This is a genomic window from Gardnerella bretellae, from assembly GCF_048545135.1.
Taxonomy (GTDB): domain Bacteria; phylum Actinomycetota; class Actinomycetes; order Actinomycetales; family Bifidobacteriaceae; genus Bifidobacterium; species Bifidobacterium greenwoodii.
Window position 1 is genome coordinate 217,173 of the sequence record NZ_JBKQXU010000002.1, and the last position, 24,046, is coordinate 241,218.

At 43.9% G+C, this 24,046-nt stretch carries 19 protein-coding genes and 2 tRNA genes; 16 read left to right on the top strand and 5 right to left on the bottom strand.

Translation table 11 applies throughout. From position 1 onward, the window contains the following. Positions 1–77 precede the first annotated feature (77 nt). The 5 genes from ACJV7B_RS02310 (at position 78) to ACJV7B_RS02330 (ending at position 6,340) form a co-directional block, all read left to right on the top strand. A complete protein-coding gene (locus ACJV7B_RS02310) occupies positions 78–872 on the top strand; it encodes an amino acid ABC transporter ATP-binding protein (RefSeq protein WP_004129450.1) in 795 nt (264 codons plus the stop codon). Between the two features lie 160 nt (positions 873–1,032). Next, on the top strand, positions 1,033–2,010 hold the full coding sequence (locus ACJV7B_RS02315; RefSeq protein WP_419388867.1) for an ABC transporter substrate-binding protein: 978 nt from the start codon (positions 1,033–1,035) through the stop codon (positions 2,008–2,010). Between the two features lie 49 nt (positions 2,011–2,059). Then, positions 2,060–2,956, top strand: coding sequence for an amino acid ABC transporter permease (locus ACJV7B_RS02320; RefSeq protein ID WP_375169559.1), 897 nt, complete (start codon positions 2,060–2,062; stop codon positions 2,954–2,956). Positions 2,957–2,965: 9 nt separating this feature from the next. Then, complete coding sequence (glmS, locus tag ACJV7B_RS02325; RefSeq protein WP_375169361.1) at positions 2,966–4,873, top strand: glutamine--fructose-6-phosphate transaminase (isomerizing); 1,908 nt, start codon at positions 2,966–2,968, stop codon at positions 4,871–4,873. Positions 4,874–4,909: 36 nt separating this feature from the next. Next, on the top strand, positions 4,910–6,340 hold the full coding sequence (locus ACJV7B_RS02330; RefSeq protein ID WP_419388868.1) for an extracellular solute-binding protein: 1,431 nt from the start codon (positions 4,910–4,912) through the stop codon (positions 6,338–6,340). Positions 6,341–6,362: 22 nt separating this feature from the next. Here ACJV7B_RS02330 and ACJV7B_RS02335 read toward each other — a convergent pair whose 3' ends face one another. From ACJV7B_RS02335 to ACJV7B_RS02345, 3 genes are all read right to left on the bottom strand, one after another. Beyond that, the gene (locus tag ACJV7B_RS02335) at positions 6,363–7,130 is read right to left on the bottom strand and encodes a type III pantothenate kinase (protein ID WP_375169363.1); all 768 of its coding nucleotides are present in this window, start codon (positions 7,128–7,130) and stop codon (positions 6,363–6,365) included. Positions 7,131–7,233: 103 nt separating this feature from the next. Further along, positions 7,234–7,314 (bottom strand) — tRNA-Leu (locus ACJV7B_RS02340). Between the two features lie 81 nt (positions 7,315–7,395). Continuing rightward, a tRNA-Thr gene (locus ACJV7B_RS02345) sits at positions 7,396–7,468 on the bottom strand. A 308-nt stretch (positions 7,469–7,776) separates the two neighbouring features. Between ACJV7B_RS02345 and pgi the strand changes: the two genes are divergently transcribed. Further along, complete coding sequence (gene pgi / locus ACJV7B_RS02350) at positions 7,777–9,471, top strand: glucose-6-phosphate isomerase (RefSeq protein WP_004137567.1); 1,695 nt, start codon at positions 7,777–7,779, stop codon at positions 9,469–9,471. Between the two features lie 113 nt (positions 9,472–9,584). Here pgi and pdxT read toward each other — a convergent pair whose 3' ends face one another. Together pdxT and pdxS are read right to left on the bottom strand one after the other, a co-directional pair. Continuing rightward, positions 9,585–10,178: a pyridoxal 5'-phosphate synthase glutaminase subunit PdxT gene (gene pdxT, locus ACJV7B_RS02355; RefSeq protein ID WP_419388869.1), complete on the bottom strand. Its 594-nt coding sequence runs from the start codon at positions 10,176–10,178 to the stop codon at positions 9,585–9,587. 2 nt (positions 10,179–10,180) lie between these two features. Next, positions 10,181–11,116: a pyridoxal 5'-phosphate synthase lyase subunit PdxS gene (gene pdxS / locus ACJV7B_RS02360; protein ID WP_004137561.1), complete on the bottom strand. Its 936-nt coding sequence runs from the start codon at positions 11,114–11,116 to the stop codon at positions 10,181–10,183. A 327-nt stretch (positions 11,117–11,443) separates the two neighbouring features. Between pdxS and ACJV7B_RS02365 the strand changes: the two genes are divergently transcribed. The 10 genes from ACJV7B_RS02365 (at position 11,444) to ACJV7B_RS02410 (ending at position 23,911) form a co-directional block, all read left to right on the top strand. Continuing rightward, positions 11,444–13,153, top strand: coding sequence for an ABC transporter substrate-binding protein (locus tag ACJV7B_RS02365; RefSeq protein WP_419388870.1), 1,710 nt, complete (start codon positions 11,444–11,446; stop codon positions 13,151–13,153). Between the two features lie 69 nt (positions 13,154–13,222). Continuing rightward, entirely contained in the window at positions 13,223–14,176 is a 954-nt protein-coding gene (locus ACJV7B_RS02370; RefSeq protein WP_419388871.1) for an ABC transporter permease, read from the top strand. A 13-nt stretch (positions 14,177–14,189) separates the two neighbouring features. Next, the gene (locus tag ACJV7B_RS02375) at positions 14,190–15,044 is read left to right on the top strand and encodes an ABC transporter permease (RefSeq protein WP_308582757.1); all 855 of its coding nucleotides are present in this window, start codon (positions 14,190–14,192) and stop codon (positions 15,042–15,044) included. Beyond that, the gene (locus tag ACJV7B_RS02380) at positions 15,041–16,705 is read left to right on the top strand and encodes an ABC transporter ATP-binding protein (protein WP_419388872.1); all 1,665 of its coding nucleotides are present in this window, start codon (positions 15,041–15,043) and stop codon (positions 16,703–16,705) included. The genes ACJV7B_RS02375 and ACJV7B_RS02380 overlap by 4 nt, the downstream gene beginning before the upstream one ends. Before the next feature lie 116 nt (positions 16,706–16,821). Then, the gene (locus tag ACJV7B_RS02385; protein ID WP_419388873.1) at positions 16,822–17,316 is read left to right on the top strand and encodes an S-ribosylhomocysteine lyase; all 495 of its coding nucleotides are present in this window, start codon (positions 16,822–16,824) and stop codon (positions 17,314–17,316) included. Between the two features lie 53 nt (positions 17,317–17,369). Beyond that, entirely contained in the window at positions 17,370–17,912 is a 543-nt protein-coding gene (locus ACJV7B_RS02390) for a GNAT family N-acetyltransferase (RefSeq protein WP_419388874.1), read from the top strand. Between the two features lie 85 nt (positions 17,913–17,997). Beyond that, a complete protein-coding gene (gene alr, locus ACJV7B_RS02395; RefSeq protein ID WP_419388875.1) occupies positions 17,998–19,377 on the top strand; it encodes an alanine racemase in 1,380 nt (459 codons plus the stop codon). A gap of 66 nt (positions 19,378–19,443) precedes the next feature. Continuing rightward, the gene (locus ACJV7B_RS02400; RefSeq protein WP_419388876.1) at positions 19,444–20,727 is read left to right on the top strand and encodes a deoxyguanosinetriphosphate triphosphohydrolase; all 1,284 of its coding nucleotides are present in this window, start codon (positions 19,444–19,446) and stop codon (positions 20,725–20,727) included. A 76-nt stretch (positions 20,728–20,803) separates the two neighbouring features. After that, complete coding sequence (dnaG, locus tag ACJV7B_RS02405; protein ID WP_375169373.1) at positions 20,804–22,879, top strand: DNA primase; 2,076 nt, start codon at positions 20,804–20,806, stop codon at positions 22,877–22,879. Between the two features lie 66 nt (positions 22,880–22,945). Then, the gene (locus tag ACJV7B_RS02410) at positions 22,946–23,911 is read left to right on the top strand and encodes a nucleoside hydrolase (protein ID WP_419388877.1); all 966 of its coding nucleotides are present in this window, start codon (positions 22,946–22,948) and stop codon (positions 23,909–23,911) included. Positions 23,912–24,046 lie beyond the last annotated feature (135 nt).

Genomic DNA, 24,046 nt, shown 5'->3' on the forward strand with positions numbered 1-24,046 from the left:
GGTAGCATTGCTTCATATACGAAATTTTGGTGAATAACATGAGTAATACTTTAGAAAATTACAATGAGGGAGCGAATATGACTATTAAAAATAACGAAAGCAATCTTCCCGCAGTAATCTTAAGCAACGTACAGAAATCATTCGGTAGTCTTAGCGTATTAAAAAATATTAATATAACCGTTAATCCTGGCACGGTAACTGTTATTTTAGGACCTTCCGGATCGGGTAAATCAACCTTATTGCGCTTAATTAACCAGCTTGAAACTCTTAGTGCTGGAAGTATTAGCATTTATGGCGAGCGCATTGGTGTAAAAAAAGTAACACATAAAGGCGAGGAATGTCTTCAAGCTCTTAGCGATAAAGAGATTTCTAAGCAGCGTTCGAAGCTTGGAATGGTTTTCCAGCGTTTTAACTTATTCCCTCATATGACGGCATTGGAAAATGTTATGGAGGCTCCTGTTCACGTGTTGGGAATGAGTAAGCAGGAAGCTCACGATTTAGCAATTGAAGAGCTTAAACGAGTCGGCATGGCTGAGCGAATGAATCATTATCCTGCTGAGCTTTCTGGCGGCCAGCAGCAGCGTGTTGCAATTGCGCGCGCTCTTGCTATGAAGCCGGAAATTATGTTATTTGATGAGCCGACTTCTGCTCTTGACCCTGAGCTTGTTGGTGAAGTTTTGAATGTTATGCGAAATCTTGCAAAAGATGGTATGACAATGATTGTTGTAACGCACGAAATTGGTTTTGCGCGTGAAGTTGCAGATCAAGTAGTATTTATGGATGATGGAATGGTTGTAGAGTGCGGAACTGCTGATATTATTGACAATCCGCAAACTAATCGTTTCAAAGATTTCTTGCATCACGTGCTTTAAAACTTTTACGAAGCTTTTATGAAGCTTCTAAAAGCCGCAGTAAAGTTGCAGTAAAGCCGCAGTAAATCTTTTATAAAATTCAAAAGAATAGCACCGTATTGCTTTATGATTAGTGGTACAGTTGTGCATGTTCAAGTAGATATAGTTGTTAAGGGATTCTATGATTCAAGCGAATTGCGATGTTAAAAAACTTGATGTGCATCGTAAGAATAAGTGGACATTCTTAGGATCTTCTAGGTGGATGCGCTATATTGCGGCTTTTGTTTCTGCGACTTTAATAGGATTTTCTGGAGCTTGTGGAACAACCGATGCTGTTGGCCGTGACCCTCTTCTTGACCGCTGCTACAACATTAATAGCATTAAAAAAGATGAAAAAATCGCCTCTCTTCTTCCTAAAAAACTGTTGGAAAAAGGCGAGCTTGTTATGGGAACAAACATTGGTTATGCTCCTGCAGGATTTTATGCCAGAGATGGTAGAACTGTAATCGGTTACGAAATTGATCTTAATAAAGCTTTAGCAAAATTAATGGGCTTAAAACTTACTATTGTGAATGCTCCTTTTGATGCTATCTTGCCTTCTGTTGGCAGCAAATTCGATATAGGTGTTTCTGGTTTTACAGTAAGTAAGGAAAGAGAAAAAGCCGTCGATTTTGTAACGTACGCAAATGCTGGATTGCTGTTTGTTGTTCGTAAAGGAAACCCAACAAAGGTAAGTCTTAATAATTTGTGTGGCAGAAAAGTTTCTGTACAAGTAGGCACTACCAGCGAATCGCAAATGTATAGTGCTAGAGACTTTTGTAAAGCGAGTAAAAATAGTCCTTTAGATGTTCTTGCTTTTAAAGAGCAAACAGATGCAACTACTGCTGTTGTGGCTGGTAGAGCGGATATTATGTACGCCGACACTCCTGTTTCTAGTTTTGCTATTGAGCAAACCGATAATCAGCTTGAGGCCTTGGGAACAAGCAAAGACAAGGCGCTTATGGGCATTATTATGCAAAAAGGGGATAAGCAGCTTGCTCAGGCTGTTAAAGCTGGTATTGAAAAACTTATACAAACTGGAGATTATGAAAAAATCATGAAATCTTGGGGTGTGGAAGATATTATGGTTAAGCATCCTGAATTAAATCCGAATGTGTGATTTTCTGGTATCTTCTGATTTTGATTGAGTTTAGAGTAGTATTGTGAATATGTTTTCTAAAAAGAACAACGACGAGCGTATTCTTCCAGTTAAAAAGCCGGGTCCTATTATTGCTGGGGTAATTGTTGCATTAGTGGCCTGCTCTTTACTGTATTCTATAGCGACTAATCGTCGATTTGAGTGGAATATTGTAGCGAAATATATTATTGACGAAAATGTTCTTACTGGTATTGGCTGGACTCTTCTTTTGACTTTGCTTGCTATGGTTATTGCGATTGTGTTGGCCGTTGGTTTGGCTATGATGCGTAAGAGTGTTAACCCGGTTTTGCGTGGGTGTGCTTGGTTCTTTATTTGGTTTTTTAGGGGTACGCCTGTTTATACGCAGCTTGTTTTTTGGGGTATGTTTGCGGTTCTTGTTCCTAAGTTGAGTTTGGGTATTCCGTTTACTTCTGTGGAGTTTTTCTCTATTGATTCTAATGTTGTTATGACTTCTCTTACGGCTGCGGTTGTTGGTTTGTCTTTGAATGAGGCTGCGTATTTGTCTGAGATTGTTCGTGCTGGTTTGGAGGCTGTTGATGCTGGTCAGGTTGAGGCTTCTAAGGCTTTGGGTATGTCTCGTTCTTTGATGATGCGTCGTGTGATTCTTCCTCAGGCTATGCGTATTATTGTTCCGCCTTTGGGTAATGAGACTATTGGTATGCTTAAGACTACTTCTTTGGTTTTGGCTGTGCCTTTTACGCTTGAGCTTCAGTTTGCTACGAATGCTATTGCTAATCGTATTTATAAGCCGATTCCGCTTCTTCTTGTTGCTAGTATTTGGTATTTGGTTATTACTTCTGTGTTGATGGTTTTGCAGTCTATGTTAGAAAAGCATTTCGGCAAAGGCTTCGAAGCGCGAGATTTGACGCGAAGAAAGTACTGCACAAGCCTTGAGGTTGACGTATAATAGAAGATTATGTGTGGAATTGTGGGATATGCGGGTTTTGGCAAGGTTTGCGCAAAACCTTTGGAAGTTTGTTTAGGTGGATTAGAGCGTTTAGAGTATCGCGGATATGACTCTTCAGGAGTGGCACTGGTGGCACCCGGAATGAGCAAGGTTGCCGTGCGCAAAAAAGCAGGACGCCTAGCTGTGTTACGAGATGATATTAGTGTGAATCCTATGCCGGAAGCGAGTGCTGCAATAGGTCATACTCGTTGGGCTACGAACGGTGCTCCTTGCGATGCAAACGCGCATCCTCACACAAGTGTTGACGGAAAAATCGCCCTTATTCATAACGGAATTATTGAAAACGCTGTTGTTCTAAAAGAACAGCTTCACGAAGAAGGATACGAATTTTCTTCCCAAACAGACACGGAAGTTGCGGCAAAACTGCTTGGTAAAATCGCAAACGAAATTGTGGAAGAAACCGGTAAAGCAGACTTATTTACGGCTCTTCGCCGCACTGCAAAAATGCTTAAGGGTGCTTTTACTCTTCTAGCAGTGGACGTTCGTCAGCCTGGTATTGTTGCAGCTGTTCGTCACGATTCTCCGCTTGTTGTGGGTCTTGGTGACGGCGAGTATTTCTTAGGTTCTGATGTTGCGGCTTTTGTGGCTTATACGGATCGTGTTTTAGAAGTTGGCCAAGATGAAGCTGTTTGCATTGGAAATATTGACGAAAGCGGCAAAGCTGGTTTGCTTCTTACTGATTTTGACGGCAAAGTTGTTGAAAATCCTACGTGTTTTACGGTTGACTGGGATGCGTCTGCTGTAGAAAAAGGCGGCTGGGATTCCTTTATGGATAAGGAAATTCATGAAGATCCACACGCTGTTGCAGACACTTTGCGCGGGCGTTTTGACGCTCAGGGAAATATTGTTCTTGACGAAGTGCATATTGGCCAAGACGTGTTGCGCGCGATTGACAAAATTATTGTTGTTGCTTGCGGCACGGCAAGTTACGCAGGTTTGGTTGCAAAATATGCGATTGAGCACTGGGTGCGTGTGCCGGTTGAAGTGGAGCTTGCTCACGAGTTTCGCTACAGAGACCCTATTTTGACGCATCGAACATTGGTGGTTGCAATATCGCAGTCTGGCGAAACAATGGATACGCTTATGGCTTTGCGTCACGCGCGCGAGCAGGGAAGTCGTGTGCTTGCAATATGCAATACTCAAGGTTCTAGCATTCCGCGCGAATCTGACGCAGTTCTCTACACTCACGCTGGTCCAGAAATCGCTGTTGCTTCTACTAAAGCTTTTGTTGCACAAATCGTGGCAGCATACATGCTCGGTCTTTATTTGGCACAAGTAAAAGGCACAATGTATCGCGACGAGATCCAGCAAATTGTTGCGCAATTAAAAGCTATGCCAAGTAAAATTCAGAATGTTCTCAACACTCAGTCAGATTCCATTATGAAAGCTGCAGAGCATACGCTTGAAGCTAAGTCTTTCCTATTCTTAGGTCGTCATGTTGGATACCCTGTTGCGTTAGAAGGAGCGCTTAAGCTTAAGGAAATCGCATATACTTTCACAGAAGGTTTTGCAGCCGGTGAGCTTAAACACGGTCCAATCGCGCTTGTTGACGAGGGGGAGCCTGTTGTAGTAATTGTGCCTTCTTCTCGCGGACGCGACATTTTGCACTCAAAAGTAATTTCTGGAATTGAGGAAGTTAAAGCGCGCGGAGCGTTTACTATTGCGGTTGCTGAAGAAGGGGATCCGGATGCTGCAAGATACGCGGATATTGTTTTCTGGCGTCCTGAATGCCCGACTCTTTTAAGCCCGCTTGTTGACGTTGTTGCGTTGCAGTTATTCGCAATGGATATGGCAAAATTAAAGGGTTACGATGTTGATAAGCCTAGAAATCTTGCCAAATCCGTAACTGTAGAATAAAACTTATGGTAACAAAATAGTAGTAGGCGGCAACTCATGCTTACATTCGCAAAAATATTGCAATCGCGCAATAGTTTGAAGCAATTAGTGCTTTCAATATTGTGTGTTTTGTCTTTATTGCTATCTTCCGGATGTGGAAATGCGGATGCTAGAACACGAATCACTGTGTGGTCGTGGGAACCAAGCATGAAGCGTATTGCAAAAGAGTTTGAGCGTCTTAATCCGGATCTTCGTGTTGTTGTAAAAGACACTAGCGGCTACAGCAATCTAAACAGCGCTATTCAAGATGGTTACGGAATACCAGACGTTGCTCAGCTGGAATATTTCGCACTACCTCAATACGCTGTAAGCGAGCAGCTGCTGGATATTACTGATCGAGTGCAGGGGACTAGAACTTTCTACACTCCAGGTACTTGGTCTTCTGTGCAACTAGGTGGGCGAATCTATGGCCTTCCAATGGATTCAGGACCTATGGCTTGGTTTTATAACGATGACGTATTTAAGCAAGCTGGTGTTGACGCAACTAAAATACGCACTTGGGAAGATTACCGTCACGCTGCTAGAAAACTGAAGGATATTGGCGTTTATATTGCTGCAGATTCGGGAGATGCCAGCTTTTATAACGCTATGATTTGGCTTGCAGGTGGACGTCCTTTTATTACTTCGCACGATGGAAAAACAGTTACTGTGCGTCTGGGCTACGACAATGGCACGCAAAAGTTTACTAAGTTTTGGCAGTCTATGATTGACGAAGGCTTAATTGACACACGAACTACAACCTGGACGCAACGCTGGAAAAATGGTATTGGAGCCGGCAAAATTGCTTCTGTTTTTGCTGGAGCTTGGATGCCTTCTCTGCTTCTGGAGAATGTGCCAGGTACAGCGGGATTATGGAAGGTTGCGCATGTGCCAACGCTTCACGGCGAAAAACGTAACGCAGAAATGGGCGGATCTGCGCTATCTGTGCTGAAATTAAGTAGAAAGCCGGAAGCTGCTATGCGTTTTGTGAATTTTGTTTGTCACGAAATGCAAGGTATTAGAATGCGCGTTAACGGTGGAGCGTTTCCTGCGGATGTTGTAACTCTTGCTGACCCGAATTTTCTAAATCGAACAACAATACGTGATTCTCGCGGAATTGACATACCTTATTTTGGTGGTCAGAAATTTAACCGCGTATTTGCTGATGCTGCAAATCAAGTCGATACCAGATACCAGTATTTGCCGTTTGAAGTGTATTCCAGAAATGATTTTCGTACAACTGTTGGGCAGGCTTATGACTGGAGTAGAAAGTCGCGTACTCGCTTGAATGTGCAGTCTATGATTGACGCTGGAATTACTCAAGATGACGGCAGTCAGCTGTGGCTTCCAGACGATCCAGGTCCTCGTATTTCTATAAAAGATGGTTTAGATTTGTGGCAAAAAGACTTAAAAGAATACGGGTATAATCAAGGTTTTGTTGTTAGATAGAAAACTAACGCAAGTTTTAAAACTAACGCAAGTTTCTTCTATAAATTTCTGCCATGCCTTTGAAAATCAAATTAGGATCGTAATAGTCGATTGATTTAACATCCTGCTCAAACAAACTACCCAATCCGCCTGTGGCAATCACCTTAAATGGCTCATTTATTTCGCTCTTAAACTGTTCAATAGTGCGCTCAATACCACCTAAGAAACTGTAGTATAAGCCAGCTTGCATGGCAGTAAGAGTTGATTTTGCAAGAACGGACTTTGGTCTAGAAATCTCAACTTCTGGAAGCTGAGCTGTATTATCCCACAAAGCTGCGGCTGCAGTTCTAATACCAGTACAAATAAGACCGCACGTAATAGCGCCACTTTTATCAACGTAGTTGTATGTTGTAGCAGTTCCGAAGTCAATAACAAGAACAGGCCCACCGTACTCGTTGAACGCACCAACGCAATCAGCCAAGCAATCTGCACCAAGCGATTTAGGCTCGTCAATGCGAATATTCATGCCAGTTTTAACACCAGGGCCCACAATCATTGGGTCAATATTAAAGAATTTTATTATGCTAGAACGAAATGAGTGCATAACTTTTGGAACAACAGAAGCAATTATTATATCGTCAACATCGCTTGCTTTGAAGCCGCTTAAATGCAGGAATTGCATAAGTATAATGCCGTATTCGTCACAAGTACGGTTGGATTTTGTAGTCATGCGATACGTGTCGACGATTTTGTTATTTTTTAAAAAGCCAAGCACTATGTTCGTGTTGCCAATGTCTACTGCTACTAACATTTATACGCGCTTCCTGATGTTGATATTTATGGTTGATACTACTTATTGATATTACTTGTTGATATTAACGAAAGTTTGTGAATTGTAGATTTAAGATTTAACGTGCGCGAGATGGGACTTGAACCCACACGTCGTAAGACACAGGAACCTAAATCCTGCGCGTCTACCATTCCGCCACTCGCGCATAACTCATACAAATAATCGAGCGTGGAAAACACAAGTCGTAACACGAATCGTAAGTATTAACACGCTCGAATGAGTCGAGAGCCGCTTGACAGAATCGAACTGTCGACCTTCTCATTACGAGGGAGACGCTCTACCGACTGAGCTAAAGCGGCATGTTGCCCGAGACGCATTCGCGACTCGCGCACAAGAAAAGTATTTTATCGTATTTTTTTAGATTTGTCTAATTTGGCGCGCCGTGCAACAGCTAACCCTCCAAATGTGAGGTAGGTTTCTCGCGTTTGGAGTGCTGAGCCGCGGGTAACGCTCCAAATGTGAGGTAGGTTGTGAGCATTATCAGTGTTATTGTGTTCATTTTTGTGTTAAGCTTCGCGTGTTTCTGTCTGCTTTTGTGAGTATCTTGTGAAGTGGATGATAGTGACAATTGCTGTCGCATCAGTTAAAGAAATGAAAGGACCTAGAAATGGCCATCAATCCGCCAGTTGACGCCGTAAAAACCCCAGAGTGGGCTGCATTGCAGAAGCATTACGACGAGTTGCAATCAGAAGGCGTCTGCCTGAAGAAGTGGTTTGCAGAGGATGCAAATCGCGTGGATAAGTTGAGCTTCGAAGCTGGAGATCTCCACTTCGATCTTTCTAAGAATTTAATTAAGCCTGAAACTCTTAAGCTTTTTGCCGACCTTGCAAAGGCAGTTAAGCTTGACGAGCGCACTAAGGCAATGTACACCGGCGTGCACATTAACAATACTGAAGATCGTGCAGTTTTGCATACTGCTTTGCGTCGTCCTGCAGAGGATGCTGGCAAGTTCATTGTTGACGGCCAGGATACCGTTGCAGATGTTCGTGAAGTTTTGGGTCGCATTTACGATTTCGCTAACGAAGTTCGCTCCGGCGCTTGGAAGGGCGTTACCGGCAAGAACATTAAGACTGTTGTAAACATTGGTATCGGCGGTTCCGACTTGGGTCCGGTCATGGTTTACGAAGCTTTGAAGCCATATGCTGACGCTGGTATTAGCGCTCGCTACGTTTCTAACATTGATCCAAACGACATGGCCGAAAAGACCAAGGATTTGGATCCAGAAACCACTTTGTTCATCATTGTTTCCAAGACTTTCACCACTTTGGAGACTTTGACCAACGCTCGTACCGCTCGTACCTGGTTGCTTAATAAGCTTCAGGAGTGCGGCGCTATTGACGGCAGCGACGCAAAGAAGGCTGAAGCTGTTGCTAAGCACTTCGTAGCTGTTTCCACCAACCTTGAAAAGGTTGCAGAGTTCGGCATTAACCCAACCAACGCCTTTGGCTTCTGGAACTGGGTTGGCGGTCGTTACTCCGTGGACTCCGCTGTTGGTACTTCTTTGGCCGTTGTTCTCGGCCCAGAGCGCTTTGAGGAGTTCTTGAAGGGCTTCCACGCAATCGATACTTACTTTGCTGAAACCCCATTCGAGAAGAATGTTGTGGTTCTTCTTGGTATGCTCAACGTTTGGTACCGCAACTTCTACAAGGTTGCTTCCCACGCTGTGCTTCCATACGATCAGTATTTGCACCGCTTCCCAGCTTATTTGCAGCAGCTCACCATGGAATCCAACGGTAAGTCTGTTCGCTGGGATGGTACTCCTGTAACAAGCGAAACCGGCGAAATCTTCTGGGGCGAGCCAGGCACCAACGGTCAGCACGCTTTCTACCAGTTGATTCACCAGGGCACTCAGCTTATTCCAGCTGATTTCATTGCATTTGTGAACACTCCAAACCCAACTAAGGATGGCGATCAGGACGTTCACGAGCTCTTCTTGGGTAACTATCTTGCACAGACCAAGGCTCTTGCATTCGGTAAGACTGCTGACGAAGTTCGCGCAGAAGGCACTCCAGAAGAGATCGTTCCAGCTCGCGTATTCAGCGGCAACCGTCCAACCACTTCCATCTTCGGCGAAGCTTTGACCCCATTCGCTTTGGGTGAATTGATTGCTCTCTACGAGCACATCACCTTCGTTGAAGGCACTGTGTGGGGCTTGGATTCTTACGATCAGTGGGGCGTGGAGCTTGGCAAGCAGCTTGCAAAGCAGATTACTCCTGCAATTTCTCAGGATGATGACGCTTTGGCAGCTCAGGATGCTTCTACGCAGAGCTTGATTCGCTTCTACCGCGCGCATCGCAAGTAGTTTGCAAGCAGATTAAATAAGGCTTGTCTATTTGCCTATAATTTTAAAACCTCTTGGTGAGTGTTAGTCATTCATCAAGAGGTTTTTGTTTAGATAAATAAATACAGATTCAACTACAGATTCAAGAAAAGCTGGTGAATTCGCGTATCGCTGTCAAGCTCCGGGTGGAAGGACGTTCCAATTTGATTCCCTTGGCGCGCTGCTACCACGTGGCCACCTACAGTTGCAAGAGTTTCGGCGTTAGAGCCAACTTCCGCAATATAAGGCGCTCGAATAAACGTCATCGGCACATTGCCTAGCTCACCAAACTCAGCCTCACAATGGAAGCTTCCAAGCTGGCGCCCATAAGCGTTTCGCTTAACTGTTACGTCTAGCGTGCCAAAACCGTTTACTTCGTTACCTTCTACGTTCTTAGCAAGCAAAATCAAGCCTGCGCAAGTGCCAAGAACGGGCATTCCACCTGCAATCCTCTCGCACAAAGGCTCAAGCATATTTTGCTCGCGAAGAAGCTTAGCTTGCACAGTGCTTTCGCCGCCCGGCAACACTAATCCGTCGAAAGACTGCTCCAAATCGCGCGCCTGCCTAAGCTCTATTACGCGCGCGCCTAATTTTTCAAGCATTAAGCGATGCTCAAGAAAAGCTCCCTGAACTGCTAAAACTGCTACAGTATGAGCGGAGTTATCAGTATTGATAGGTGAGTTTGACAAAATTACTCGCCTCGCTCAGCCATCAAGAGCTTAATTTCCTGCTCGTTAATGCCGACCATAGCTTCGCCCAAGTTTTCGGAGAGCTTAGCAATCATCTTAGCGTCTTTGTAATTAGTCACAGCCTTAACAATTGCTGCAGCGCGCTTTGCTGGGTCGCCCGACTTAAAGATGCCGGAGCCAACGAACACGCCTTCAGCGCCAAGCTGCATCATCAAAGCAGCGTCTGCTGGGGTAGCAACACCGCCTGCAGCGAAGTTTACTACAGGAAGCTTTCCGTTCTGTGCAACATACTTTACGAGTTCAAATGGCACGCGCAAATTCTTAGCTTCTTCAAAAAGCTCATCCTCGCGCATGCTTGTAAGCTTGCGAATAGCAGAATTCATCATGCGCATGTGACGCACAGCCTGAATCACGTCGCCAGTTCCTGGCTCACCCTTAGTGCGAATCATGGAAGCGCCTTCGTTGATTCGGCGCAAAGCTTCACCCAAATCTTTTGCGCCGCAAACAAAAGGCACGGCAAAATCGCGCTTATTAATGTGGTACACGTCGTCAGCTGGGGAAAGCACTTCGCTTTCGTCAATGTAGTCAATTTCAATAGCTTCAAGCACTTGTGCTTCAACAAAGTGGCCAATACGGCATTTTGCCATAACAGGAATAGACACAGCTTCCTGAATGCCGTGAATCATAGCCGGGTCGCTCATTCGAGAAACGCCGCCGGCTGCGCGAATATCAGCAGGAATGCGCTCCAAAGCCATAACTGCGCACGCGCCAGAATCCTGAGCAATCTTTGCCTGCTCTGGGGTGGTGACGTCCATAATCACGCCGCCTTTAAGCATTTGAGCCAGCTGGCGGTTCAATGCTGTACGGTCTTCACCACTTTGGTTTTGCGGATCCGAGGATTCGTTCACAGTTACCGTAGTATTCAAGTTCTCAGTCATCATTCCTCGCTTTGTATTAAATGTGTTTGCGCACGTTTGCAAGTTTACGTTCTGTTGGAATTTAACCACATTCGTAGGATATATGCCTATAAATAGTACAACCTTGTGCGTTCTTAAAATCGTATTTATACAAATTTTTCGCGAGTTTTTTGGATGATTGCACGGTGAGCCTGCTTTTAGCTTGCGCTACGATTGATACTGCCGGCGACTTGGGGTTGATTTATTTAATTTGCAATCAAGCGTCGAGCGTAAAACAATTAAAAATAAATAACAACTAAATATAAATAACAACTAAATAACTTAGTACCATTTAGAAAGGTTTATGGTATGGGTAACGCAAAACCTGAGGAAGGCGTGCACGAAGAAAACGGCGCGACCGAAACATTTTCTGGTGAATCTTACGCAAGTAATTCTTACGATAATGCTTCTGCAGATAGCGCGTCTAAATCAAGTACAGACGACTCGCTTAATGCAGCTGCAAAATCAAACACTTCATCAAAAAATCGCAAGCTAAGCAAGCCTTGGCTATTTACAATAGTAATTGTTGCGGTTGTTGTAATAAGCGCGATTTTTGCAACTGTAACTGACCCAAGCTTGTTCAAGTCGCAAAACGCTGCGTCTACAATGTCGCACAAAACCATCACAATCGGCTTAAAACTGGCTCCTACTAATCTCGATATTAGAAACCAGTCCGGTTCTTCGCTAGATCAGCTTCTTATTGGTAACGTTTACGAGGGTTTGGTTGCGAGAAATGAAAAGAACCAGGTTTCGCCTTCTTTGGCAAAAAGCTGGGAAGTAAGCAAAGACGGCTTACGCTACACTTTCCATTTGCGCAAGGATTCCGTATTTTCTAACGGCCACAAGCTTACGGCAAAAGATGCTGCGTGGTCGTTTAATGAGCTTGTTTCTAAGCAGTATCGCGGCTCGAATATGGTTGGAAAAGTTGAGTCTGCAAAAGCGAAGGACGATTACACGTTTGAAATTACACTTAAAGAGCCAAATGCGAAGCTTTTGTGGGCCTTGTGCTCTCGCGCGGGCTTAGTGTTTGATAAAACAGCTAAATACGATGCTAAAACGCAGGCGGTTGGCTCCGGACCGTACTTAATTGGAAAGTTCGTGCCTTCAGATCGCGTTGTGTTAAAGGCAAATCCGCGATATAAGGGCATTCATCCTGCTAAAACCGAAAAAGTTGTTGTTCGCTACTTTGTTGATGACAATGCTGCTGTAGACGCGCTTTCTTCCGGCGCTGTTAAAGCTCTTGCTCCTATTTCCGGTCAGCTTGCTAAGCCATTTAAGGATGATTCTAAGCGTTATGTTGTTCGAGCTGGAAATGGCACAGACAAGTTCGTGCTTGCTATAAACATGAATGGCGAGCGCACGAAGGATGCTCGTGTGCGAAAGGCTATTCGTTACGCGATTGATCATAAGCAGATTATTGCGTCTCGAGGCGGCACAGATTTGGCTCTTGGTGGACCAATCCCATCTCTTGACCCAGGTTATGAGGATCTAACTAAGCTTTATCCTCATAATATTGATCGCGCGAAGTCTCTTATGAAAGATGCAGGTTTCGATAAGTCGCATCCTCTTAAACTTTCGCTTACTTACCCGAATATTTACGGCACTCAACTTGGTGACCAATTGCGATCGCAGCTTGAAGCTGTTGGTATTGATTTGCGCGTGAATGTTGTTGAGTTTACTACTTGGCTTCAGGACGTGTACAAGAATAAGCAGTACGATTTGTCGATGGTTGACCACAACGAAAGCCACGATTTTGGTCAGTGGGCGGATCCTACCTACTACTACGGTTACGATAGTAAGCAGGTTCAAGACTTGTATGCGAAGGCAATGCTTTGTGCGAATGAGCATGATTCTGCTAAATTGCTTGCTAAAGCTGCGCGAATTATTAGCAAGGATGCGCCTGCAGATTGGCTGTTTAACTACCGCGTTGTAACTGCGAAGGTGAAGAATCTTGAAGGAATGCCTTTTGACATGAATCAAGAAATTTTGCCACTTTACAATTTGCGTTTAACTAAGTAACTAAAAATCTACGCAAAAGTTAAACAAGTAATTAAGTAATTAAAAATTGGTGAAAAAGGGGAGTTATTAATGTTTCGCATGATATGCCAACGTTTGCTGCTTTTTATTGCGGCTCTGTTTTGCATTTCTGCGGCTGTTTTTCTTGCGCTTCGCGTGCTTCCGGGCGACGTTGCGCAAGTTATGGCAGGTCTTAACTCCCCTCACGGCAAAGTTGAGCAGCTGCGGGCTGAGCTTGGCTTAAATAAGCCGCTTTTTGCTCAATATGCCGATTGGCTTCTGGGTGTTATGCGTGGAGATTTCGGCGTTTCTGTTCTAACGGGCAGGCCCGTGGTTTCAATGATTTTAAGCCGCGCTACTATAACTTTTCCGCTGATTTTTTTGGGACTTGCTATTGCGCTCGCAATTGGTATTCCACTTGGCTGTTTTAAGGTAACTCATGAAGGGAAGCTAGCTCAAGTAGTTTCTCGATTTACTGCTATTTCTGCAGGATCTGTGCCAGCTCTTTGGGGTGGAATGCTTCTTATTTTGCTATTTGGCAAAGGTGTTGGCGTAGTGGGTCTTCTTCCTACTCAGGGTTTTCCAACTGACGGCTGGAGTGATTTTTCCGAAGCGTTTTTGTCTCTGCTTTTGCCGGCGATTACGGTTGGAATTATTGTTGGCTCTAGTTTTATGCGCTACACTGCAGCAATTCTTGAAAATATTGCTAATAGTGAAATTGCTGCTGAAGCAATGGCTTGCGGAATGACTCGTAAGCAGGTTGTTTGGCGAGTTGGTTTGCGTTTGGCTCTTGCTCAGTTAGTTTCTGTTATTGGCTTGACTTTCGCTCACATGGTTATGGGTGTGATGGTTATTGAAAACCTGTTTTCTTTACCTGGAATGGGTATGGGTTTGGTTCGAGATGTTGGTTTGCGCGATTTAATTGCCGTGCAGGGTGAACTTTTTATGCTTGCAGCTCTTTTTCTGCTAATTGGTTTTGCGGTTGATATTGCTCACAGGCTGCTAGACCCTAGGTTGTCAAGGTGATTTTGTGAAAAAGATGCAATTTACTATTCTAAAACGTATATGGCGTGCTTCTTTTGGTAAATTCGTATGCGTAACGCTTTTTCTTTGGCTTGCTATTGCTGCAATCTCACTGTTTTGGACTCCTTATTCTCTTCTAAAAACAAACGGCTACGAAGTGTGGCAGAAGCCGTCTTTTGCGCATTTACTTGGTACTGATGGAACTGGCGCCGACATGCTTAGCTGGCTTATGGCAGGTTCTCGAGTGGAGCTTGTTATAGTTGTTTGCACAGTTATGATTTCTGCTTTAATTGGCACGGTTTTGCTTAGCATTATGATTTCGCAGTATAAAATTATTCGTGCAACAAGCGTTATGGCTGTTGACGCTCTTATTTCTGTTCCAACTGTTCTGATTGCTCTTATGCTTGCGGTTCCGTTTGGCGCAAACGTTTTGGTGATTGTGATTGCTTGTGGATTTGGATACGGTTTTAATCTGGCTCGTATTGTGCGTCCAAGTGCAAAGCTTGTTTTGCAATCAGATTACGTAAATTCAGCTATTTCTCAAGGCGCTTCAAGAAGATATGTGCTACTTCGTCATGTGCTCCCTAATATTACGCCTGTAGCGCTTGTGCAGCTTTCTCTTTCTGCAGGTACGGTGATTTTGGCAGAAAGTGGATTAACTTACTTGGGTGTAGGTGTGCCGTCGGGAGTTCCTAGCTGGGGGCGTGTTTTGGCAACTTCCGTAACGCTTATTCACGTCAATCCTTTGGCTGTTCTATGGCCTGGATTGATCGTAACAATAGTTGTTGTGGCTCTTAATCTGCTAGGTGATGTGTTGCGCAAAGTATTGGATCCTTGCGCAAAAAGTATGAATAAAGTAGGCGCAAAATGAGCTTAAATATTCAAAATCTTACGTTAAATCTTGGTAAAAAAACTATTCTTAACAACGTTTCGCTGCATGTTGAAGATGGTGAGCGTGTTGGCTTAGTTGGGGCTTCTGGCTCTGGAAAATCTATGCTTCTTCGCGCTGCAACCGGCTTGCTTCCGTCTGAAACTAAAATTTCTGGATCTTGCATGCTTGGGGGAGTTCAAACTGTTGGCGCTAGTGATGAGAATCTTGCTCGCCTTCGAGGAAAATACGTGGGCGTGGTATTCCAGCAGGCTAATCGCGCGCTTAATCCAATGCTAAGTGTTGAGGAACAGATTTCGCTTCCTTTGCGCATTCATTACCAACTTGATGCCGATGACGTTCATAATAGAGTTTGCGTAATGCTTGAAAAGGTTGGTTTGCCGCAGAATATTATTTCTAAACGCACTTTTGAACTTTCTGGCGGACAGCTGCAGCGAGTTGGTATTGCAACAGCTTTAATTACTTCTCCGCGGCTTATTTTGGCTGACGAACCTACTACTGCTCTCGATAGTGTAACTCAAAAAGAAGTTGTTAACATGTTGACTTCGCTTGTTGACAACATGGGCGCTTCTATGCTTTTTGTAACTCACGATTTTTCTGTGCTTTCAAAAGCTGCTAAGCGTTGTTATGTTCTTGATTCTGGGCGATTGGTTGACAGTGCAGAAGTCCAAGATTTGCTTGAAAATCCACGCGTTACTTCAACTAAGCAATTGGTTGATGCCGCTAAAAAGTTGACTTTAAGAGCGCAAAAAATAGATTCTCAAAATGTAAGTTGTGAAAGTGCAACTACAGAAAGTGCAACTACAGAAAGTGTAAGTCGCGAAAGTGCAACTACAGAAAATGTAAGTCGCGAAAATTCTGCTCTTTTAACTGCAAAAAACATTCACGTTACTTTGGGTCGTGCCTTAGCTCGCGCAGAAGTTTTGAAGGGTGTTAATCTAGAACTTTTCAAAGGAGAATCGCTTGCTATTATTGGCGGTTCTGGCTCTGGTAAAACAACTCTTATTCGCGCAATGTTAGGTCTTCAAAAAATTTCAGATGGAATTGTTACTTATGATTCACAAATAGTGAATTCTTCTACAAATCACAAAAAAATTTCCTATTCTAGTGCGCTTCGTAAAGAAACTTCTCTTGTTTTTCAGCATCCATTTGCGGCTTTAGACCCGCGCTGGACTGTTCTAAAAAGCGTTGCCGAGCCGCTTAATATTTGGCGAAAATCGCTTAAATTAGACGATGCAACTATTGAGCAGCGTGTTTGTGAAATGCTGAAATTAGTAGGATTAAATCCTAAAGATTTTTTGGAACGTTATCCTCATGAGCTTTCTGGCGGTCAGGCTCAGTGTGTTGCTATTGCGCGCGCACTGATTAATAATCCTCGAGTTTTGGTTGCAGACGAGCCAATGAGTGCAATTGACGTTGCTGAGCGCACTCGTATTCTCGACGCTTTTGCGGCAATTCGAAAAGAGCGCCCAACAATGTCGTGTGTTTTCGTAAGCCACGATTTAGGTATGATTCAGAATTTAGCAACACGCGTAATTGTTCTTAACGATGGGGAAATTGTGGAATCTGGAAGAGTAAGCGATGTTCTAAATAGTCCGCAAAATGACTACACTCGTGCTCTTGTAAACGCGGCAATCATGTAAATAAATCTTTCAACTAATAAATCTTTCAACTAATTAGGCAACTACCGTCTACTATAGAAGTACTTAGTACGTAAAGAGTACGTTGTTTATTGTGTAGTTAAGCGAAGGGAATACTTATGAATAAGCAGGATGCGTCTAGACCTAGACCAGAAAGTTTTGAACTAGATCATACTAAAGTAAAAGCACCTTATGTGCGCTATATCAATACGCAAAAAGGTCCTAATGGGGATGTTATTTCCAACTATGATATTCGTTTAACGCAGCCTAATGAGGAAGCAATTCCTACTGCAGCTTTGCACACAATTGAGCATATGATTGCAGTGTTACTTCGCGAGCGTATTGATGGCTATATTGATTGCTCGCCTTTTGGTTGCAGAACTGGTTTTCATCTGCTAGCTTGGGGCGAACACAGCACAGAAGATGTGGCGCGCGCTTTAAAGGAATCTCTTGAGTTTATTGCGTTTAAGGCGACTTGGGATGATGTTCCTGCAACAACTATTGAATCTTGCGGTAACTATAGAGACCACAGTCTATTTGGTGCTAGTCAATGGTGTAAAGATATTCTAGCGAAGGGAATTAGTTCGGATCCTTTTGAGCGCAAACTTGTGTAAGTAATAATTAGCTAATTTTGCGTAGTTTTATTTGCTTTCTTTTAGAGGCTGGCATGGAAGATATAACATTGAGAAAAGCAACGCTTGGTGACTTGCGAAATATTGAGCATATTTATGAAAATGCTCGCAAATTTATGCGTGTTACAGGCAATCCTCATCAGTGGGGGAATAGTTTTCCACTTGTTTCAAGTGTTATTGAAGATATTCGTTTAAAACGTTTCTATTTGATTGTTGACGAGGACCCAGAATCATGTAACGAGCGTATTCTAGCGCAATTCGCATTATGCGAAGGTGTTGATGAAGTGTATGCCAGTATTGACGACGGTGCGTGGCTTGATGATATTTCCCCCTATGTAACAATTCACCGCTTAGCATCTTCGGGAATAAAACCAAAAATGGCAACAGCGTGCTTGCATTGGGTGCAGCAAAACTATAATAATGTACGCATTGACACACATCCAGATAACGTAATTATGCAAAAAGTAATTACGCGTGCAGGGTTTAGTCGTTGTGGATTGGTCGTTATTCCAGATCGTGTACACAGTGCAGTACGTATTGCATATCAATGGATGCAAACACTTAATCATGTCATATGAAATGCGCGTGTGTTCTTAAAAGCTTATGGAGAGTATACAAAAGAGCATGTAGCATTAAAAGCATACTAAATCAGTTAGGTGAGTTATGAGTACAGATTTAAGTAATGCGGCAAGTAATAGTGCACGTAATTCGGCAATGTTAGAAGCAAACTATGCTCGCGCTTTAAGTGCATACCCGGGTCAGGTAATCGTCGATTTGAAGGCGCTTCGAGACAATATGCGCACTTTGGTTGCGCGAGTTGCTCAAAATTTGCAGCCTGGTCAAAATGCGCCGGAAGTTATGGGGGTAGTAAAAGCAGACGGTTACGGACATGGCTTAATTCCTAGTGCTCTTGCTTCTTTATCTGGTGGAGCTACTTGGCTTGGCACAGCTCAACCATACGAAGCGTTACGTTTGCGTGCAGCTGGTATTGATTCAAGCCGCTGCCATATTCTTACTTGGCTTACAAGCGCTCCAACTACCAGGTTTGCGGATCTGATTACAGCAGATATTGATATTTCAGTAGGCTCTGTTGACTCTCTTGATGCTGTAGCTTTTGCTGCACGAAAGTTAGGTAAGCCTGCGCGCGTGCATGTAAAAGTCGATACAGGTTTTGGCAGAAATGGTTTTACTCCAGCCGGTTTTAGTGACGCTCTTAAAAGATTGCAGCAATACTATAGCGAAGGCGCGATTGAAGTTATTGGCCAATGGAGTCACTTAGCTGTGGCAGATTCTCCAGACGTTCCAGAATTTGTAGACGCAACAGACCGCCAAATCCAACAATTCCACGAGTTTACAAAACGCATGAAAGAAGCTGGTTTAGCGCCTAAAATCCGTCATTTAGCAAATACTGCTGCAACGCTTAACCGCCCAGAAATTCGTTTTGAGCTTGTGCGCCCAGGAATCGGTTTGTACGGCTACGAGCCGGATCCTGCAATGGGAACTTCTCAAACTTACGGATTGCAGCCGGCTATGACTCTTCAAGCCCAGCTTGGCACTGTAAAAACTGTAGAAGAAGGACATGGAATTTCCTACGGACGCACGTATTTAACTCCAAATAATACGAGTACTGCTATTGTTCCTCTTGGATACGCTGACGGCATTTTGCGTTCTGCTTCCGGATTTGATATGCAAGGTGCACGTCATGTTAATAAGCCTGGCGGTCCGGTTAGAGTAGAAACAAATAATGGTGTTCGAATTGTGAACGTTTCTGGGCGAGTTTGCATGGATCAGTTCATAGTTGATTTAAAAGGCGATGCTGCAGAGTTAGGCGTTCGAGAAGGCGATACTGTAACGCTTTTTGGTCCTGGAAGAGGCTTGGAATTTGCTGAGCCTACTGCAGACGATTGGGCAAAAGCTGCAGGAACAATCAGCTACGAAATTATGACTGGAATCGGCGCTCGCGTGCCGCGGCTTTACCGCAACGCTTACGAAGTGCTATCTTCTAGCGATATTTCAAAACTGGACGCAAAAAGTCTTATATAACTTGTTACTGCTTGTTTTAAGACAGTTAATAAAATAGTCTTAATTGCAAATAAAAAGAGGTGCTAGATGTGCGACGAAGTAATTGCATCAGATAATGAGGTCGTTGGTGAATACGATTTGCATGACACTGAGCGCTGGGCGAGTGAGCCTCATCACACTCGTGCGAGAACGCCTTTTGAAAGAGATCGCGCGCGAATCATACACTCGTCTGCTCTTCGTAGATTGGGCGCAAAAAGCCAGGTTTTAGTTGCAGGATCGGATGATTTTGCCAGAACTCGCTTAACGCATACTCTTGAAGTTGCACAAATTGGTAGACAGATTGCAGCAATGCTTGGCTGTGATCCGGATGTTGTTGATTGCGCTTGCTTATCGCACGACTTAGGGCACCCGCCTTTTGGCCACAACGGTGAGCGTGCGCTCGCAGAGTTGGCGAAAAATATTGGTGGTTTTGAAGGAAACGCGCAAACTCTTCGCTTACTTACACGCTTAGAACCGAAAGTTTTTCGCGAAAACGGTAGAAGTGCAGGAGTAAATCTTACGCGCGCAGCATTAGATGCTGCAGTGAAGTATCCGTGGGGATTAGAAGAAGCTAAGGCGCACGACAAAGGTGAGCGCGATCTTAAATTCTGCGTGTATCCGGATGATCGTGATGTGTTTGAATGGCTGAAAATTGGAGCGCCGCACGAAACCAAGCCGATGGAATGTCAAATAATGGATCTTTCGGACGATATTGCTTACAGTGTGCACGATATTGAGGATGCGATTGTAACCGGCGCTTTTAATCCTGCTTTAGTTGCGAATACAAAAGTTGTAGATAAAGTTGTTGAAGAAACCCATGCCTGGTATGGAAATCGTTGGGATGTAGATAAACTTTTGGCGGCTTTGCAGCGTTTAAGGAAGCGCGCAATGTTCCCGGATTCTTTCGACGGTTCACGCCGAGCGTTAGCGCAGTTGAAAAATATTACTAGCGCTCTTATTGGCCGTTTCGCAAGTTCTGTTGAGCACGCTACGCGTGAGCGTTATGGCAACGGTCCTCTTGTTCGTTACCGCGCAAACCTTGTAATTCCGGAAGATACTTCCTACGAGATTGTAATACTTAAAAGTTTGGCAGTGCACTTTATAATCGCTCCTCGCGAGCGTGAAGTTTATAAGCGCGAACAGAAGATTTTGACGGATTTGGTGGAAGTCTTTATGAGCAAGTCGCCGCGTTCGCACGATGCTATGGAAGCCGTGTTTGTGGGAGATTGGAACGAGTGCACGAATGATGATGAGCGTCTTCGTGTTGCAATCGACCAGGTGGCGAGCTTAACAGACGGGTCCGCCGCAACTCTTCACGCGGCCTTGTGCTAAACGAATCCGCTAGTAGTTTCCAACACTGGTGAAGGAAATTTACCACTCGCCGCCGGTTTGCGATAAGCTAGATACCATGGTTGGAATGATCGCAAAAGAAGATATTGAGCGCGTGCGCGCTGTGGCAGATTTGTATGATATTGTGTCTGCAACTGTTACGCTTAAGCCTTCGGGAACTGGCACTTTTGTAGGTCTTTGCCCATTTCACGATGAAAAAACACCGAGTTTTAGCGTGCGTCCAAGTTTGGGCGTGTGGCACTGCTTCGGATGCGGTGCAGGCGGCGACGTTTTTAAGTATGTTGAGCAGAAAGAAAACATTGATTTTCGCGAAGCTGTTGAGTTTTTGGCAGATCATTATCACATTGAAATGCACTACCAGCAGGCAGAAAAAGGCGACTCTCAATCGCACGGTTCTAAGCGAGCCAGGCTTTTAGAAGCAAATGAAGAAGCTCAAAAGTTTTTCGCTTCAAATCTTAATACTGAGGAAGCTGCTGCCGCGCGCGAATTGCTTGCCGGACGAAACTTTACTCCTCAGCAAAGTGCGCGTTTTTCTTGTGGCTACGCTCCTAAAGGCTGGGATAATTTAGTCAGATACTTAGCTAATAAAGGTTTTACGCGTCAAGAGCTGCTTGACGCTGGCTTAGCTAGACTCGGTCAGCGAGGAATATACGACTACTTCCGCGGTCGCTTAACTTGGCCTATTCGCGACTCGACTGGTAGAACTCTTGGCTTTGGTGCAAGAAAGCTTTACGACGACGATTCTATTAGCGCAAAATATATTAACACTCCCGACACTGCACTGTATCGAAAAACGCAAGTTTTGTACGGAATCGACTTAGCGAAAGCAAATATTGTTAAAAAGCGTCAAGTTGTAATTGTTGAAGGCTACACGGACGTTATGGCATGCCATTTAGCTGGTGTTGATACTGCCGTTGCTACTTGCGGAACTGCTTTCGGAGTTGAACATGCGAAGATTGTGCGACGTCTTATTGCTGATGATTCTTTGGGTGCAATTCAGCTTGTTGGCCCTCTAAAGGTGGATGGTCAGTCGGTGAGTTCGCGCATCGTTTTTACTTTTGACGGTGATGCTGCAGGTCAAAAGGCTGCGCTTCACGCTTTTGGCTTAGATTCCGCATTTTTGACACAAACTTTTGTTGCTGTAGCAGACAATAATCTTGATCCTTGCGATTTGCGCATTCAGCGCGGTGACGATGCTGTGCGCTCGCTGGTTTCGCACGCAAGTCCGCTTTATGACTTTGTTATTAATACTGTTATCAACCGTTTTGATACTTCGTTTACGACTGGCCAAATGGGTGCGGTGAAAGCAGTTGCGCCTCTTATTGCGCAAATTCGCGACCGTTCGCTTCTTGACTTGTATTCTCGCAAAGCTGTGCGCGCAATTGGTGTTGATTTAGCTGTTATGCGTAGGGAAGTTGAGGCTTCTCGCCGCCGTTTGCAAGTTCGCGACGACGATGCTTACGCATCTAGGTATAACGCTACTCCTGCTGGCTTGCCGCAGGCTGTTGTTGAGCGTGATGCAGATTCTAAAGCATCTAGAATGGCTATTGTTCGAAGTGCTGCGCAAAATCAGCATTATTATCGAGTTGATGATGCTGTATTCATGTGCGAGCAGCAGTTTATGTCTTTGTTGCTGCAAGTTCCGCTTGCGTTTAATGAACAATTATTTGCGCAGCTTACGTTAAATAATTTTATTACTCCAGTTTTTAGAACGCTTTTCCAAGCATTTGTTGCTGCGGGAGGATTGCCGACTGGCAACGTTACGCAAGGATTGTGGTTGCATATGATGACTAAAGCGGCTGGACCTTTGTTGGAGTCTGTTATTACTGAGCTTTCGGTAATGCCGTTGCCGCTTCCTGCAGCTTCAGACTCGTTAGAAGATGCTGGCAATCGGCAGAATCAGCAATCTTCAAACGGATCTCCTTCGGATTTCTTGCGAAAAGCTACTGTTGCAGAAAGCAAGTATGCGAACGAGCTGCTTATTAGACTTTTAGACGTTGGTTTTATGCGTAGAATCGGTGCAGCTCGAGCGCGTATGGCAAAACTTAAGGATGGTCAGGAAAAGCTTGAGCTTCTAGGGAAAATCACCTCAATGGAATCTGCCCGCAAAAATTTGCAGTCGCAAATTCTATAAGAGTGTAAATATTGTAATCACATCTGAAACTACAGTTTCTATTAATTGATAGGATGTTGATAGTTTATGGAAAATCAAGGAATTTATTCTAAAAAGAAAATAATAATAGATACAGATTGTGGTTCGGATGATGCTATGGCAATTGCCATGGCTTTAAATGATCCTAGATATGAGATATTAATGTTTTGCACTGTATCAGGGAACGTGTGCATGGAACAAGCGACTATTAATACGCTTACTACTATCGAGCATGCTGGTTCATATGAGCCACCTGTATATAAAGGAAGCAGAAGCATGCTGTTGCGCGATTTGGCTTATGCTCATGAAACTCATGGTAGAGATGGAATGGGTGATATTGGTCTAGTGCCTCATCGTTTGAAAGAAAGTAATGGTAATGCTGTTTTGAAAATGATCGAAACTTTAAGAAACAGTGAAGATGGTGAAATAGACATTATTGCATTAGGGCCATTAACTAACATTGCTCTAGCTATTAAGGTTGATTATGAAGCGATGAAAAAAGTTGGTCGCATAGTTGTTATGGGATCTGCTGGTTTAGGCCGTGGAAATGTTTCTCCCGTAGCAGAATTCAATATTTGGCAAGATGCTGAAGCTGCAAAGATATTAGTTGATTCTGGTCTTAAAAATATTATGTTTGTTGGATGGGACGCATGCTTGGGAGAATGTATGCTGAATCCACAAGAAATTGATAATATTCGCAAAAGTGGAGAACTCGGCAAGTTCGCTATTGATTGTAATAGGGAATTAATGGAAATGAATGTTAGCCGTTTTGGGGATGCTTATCTAGATATGGCTGATCCATCTGCTGTTGCCGCTGCGCTATATCCTGAATGTATAAGCGAGTGCACAAAATATTATTGCCAAGTTGATGCAACTCCTGGACCAAGTTATGGCTCAGTTCTTGTTGATGCTAATTTCTTCTCTGGTAAAACTCCGAATGTTGAAATGTGTAGTAGGCTTAATCCAGAAAAATATAAAAATTACATTTATCGTACTTTGCATGTTGTAGATTAGCAAAATTTGTTTTTACCAACATGCTTTCTATATAAATATACTTTAGTAGCTGACGCTACGCTCCAAATGCGAGATAGATTTCCCGCGTTTGGAGGGATTAGCTAAATAAAGCGCTCCAAACGCGAGACAAGTTGC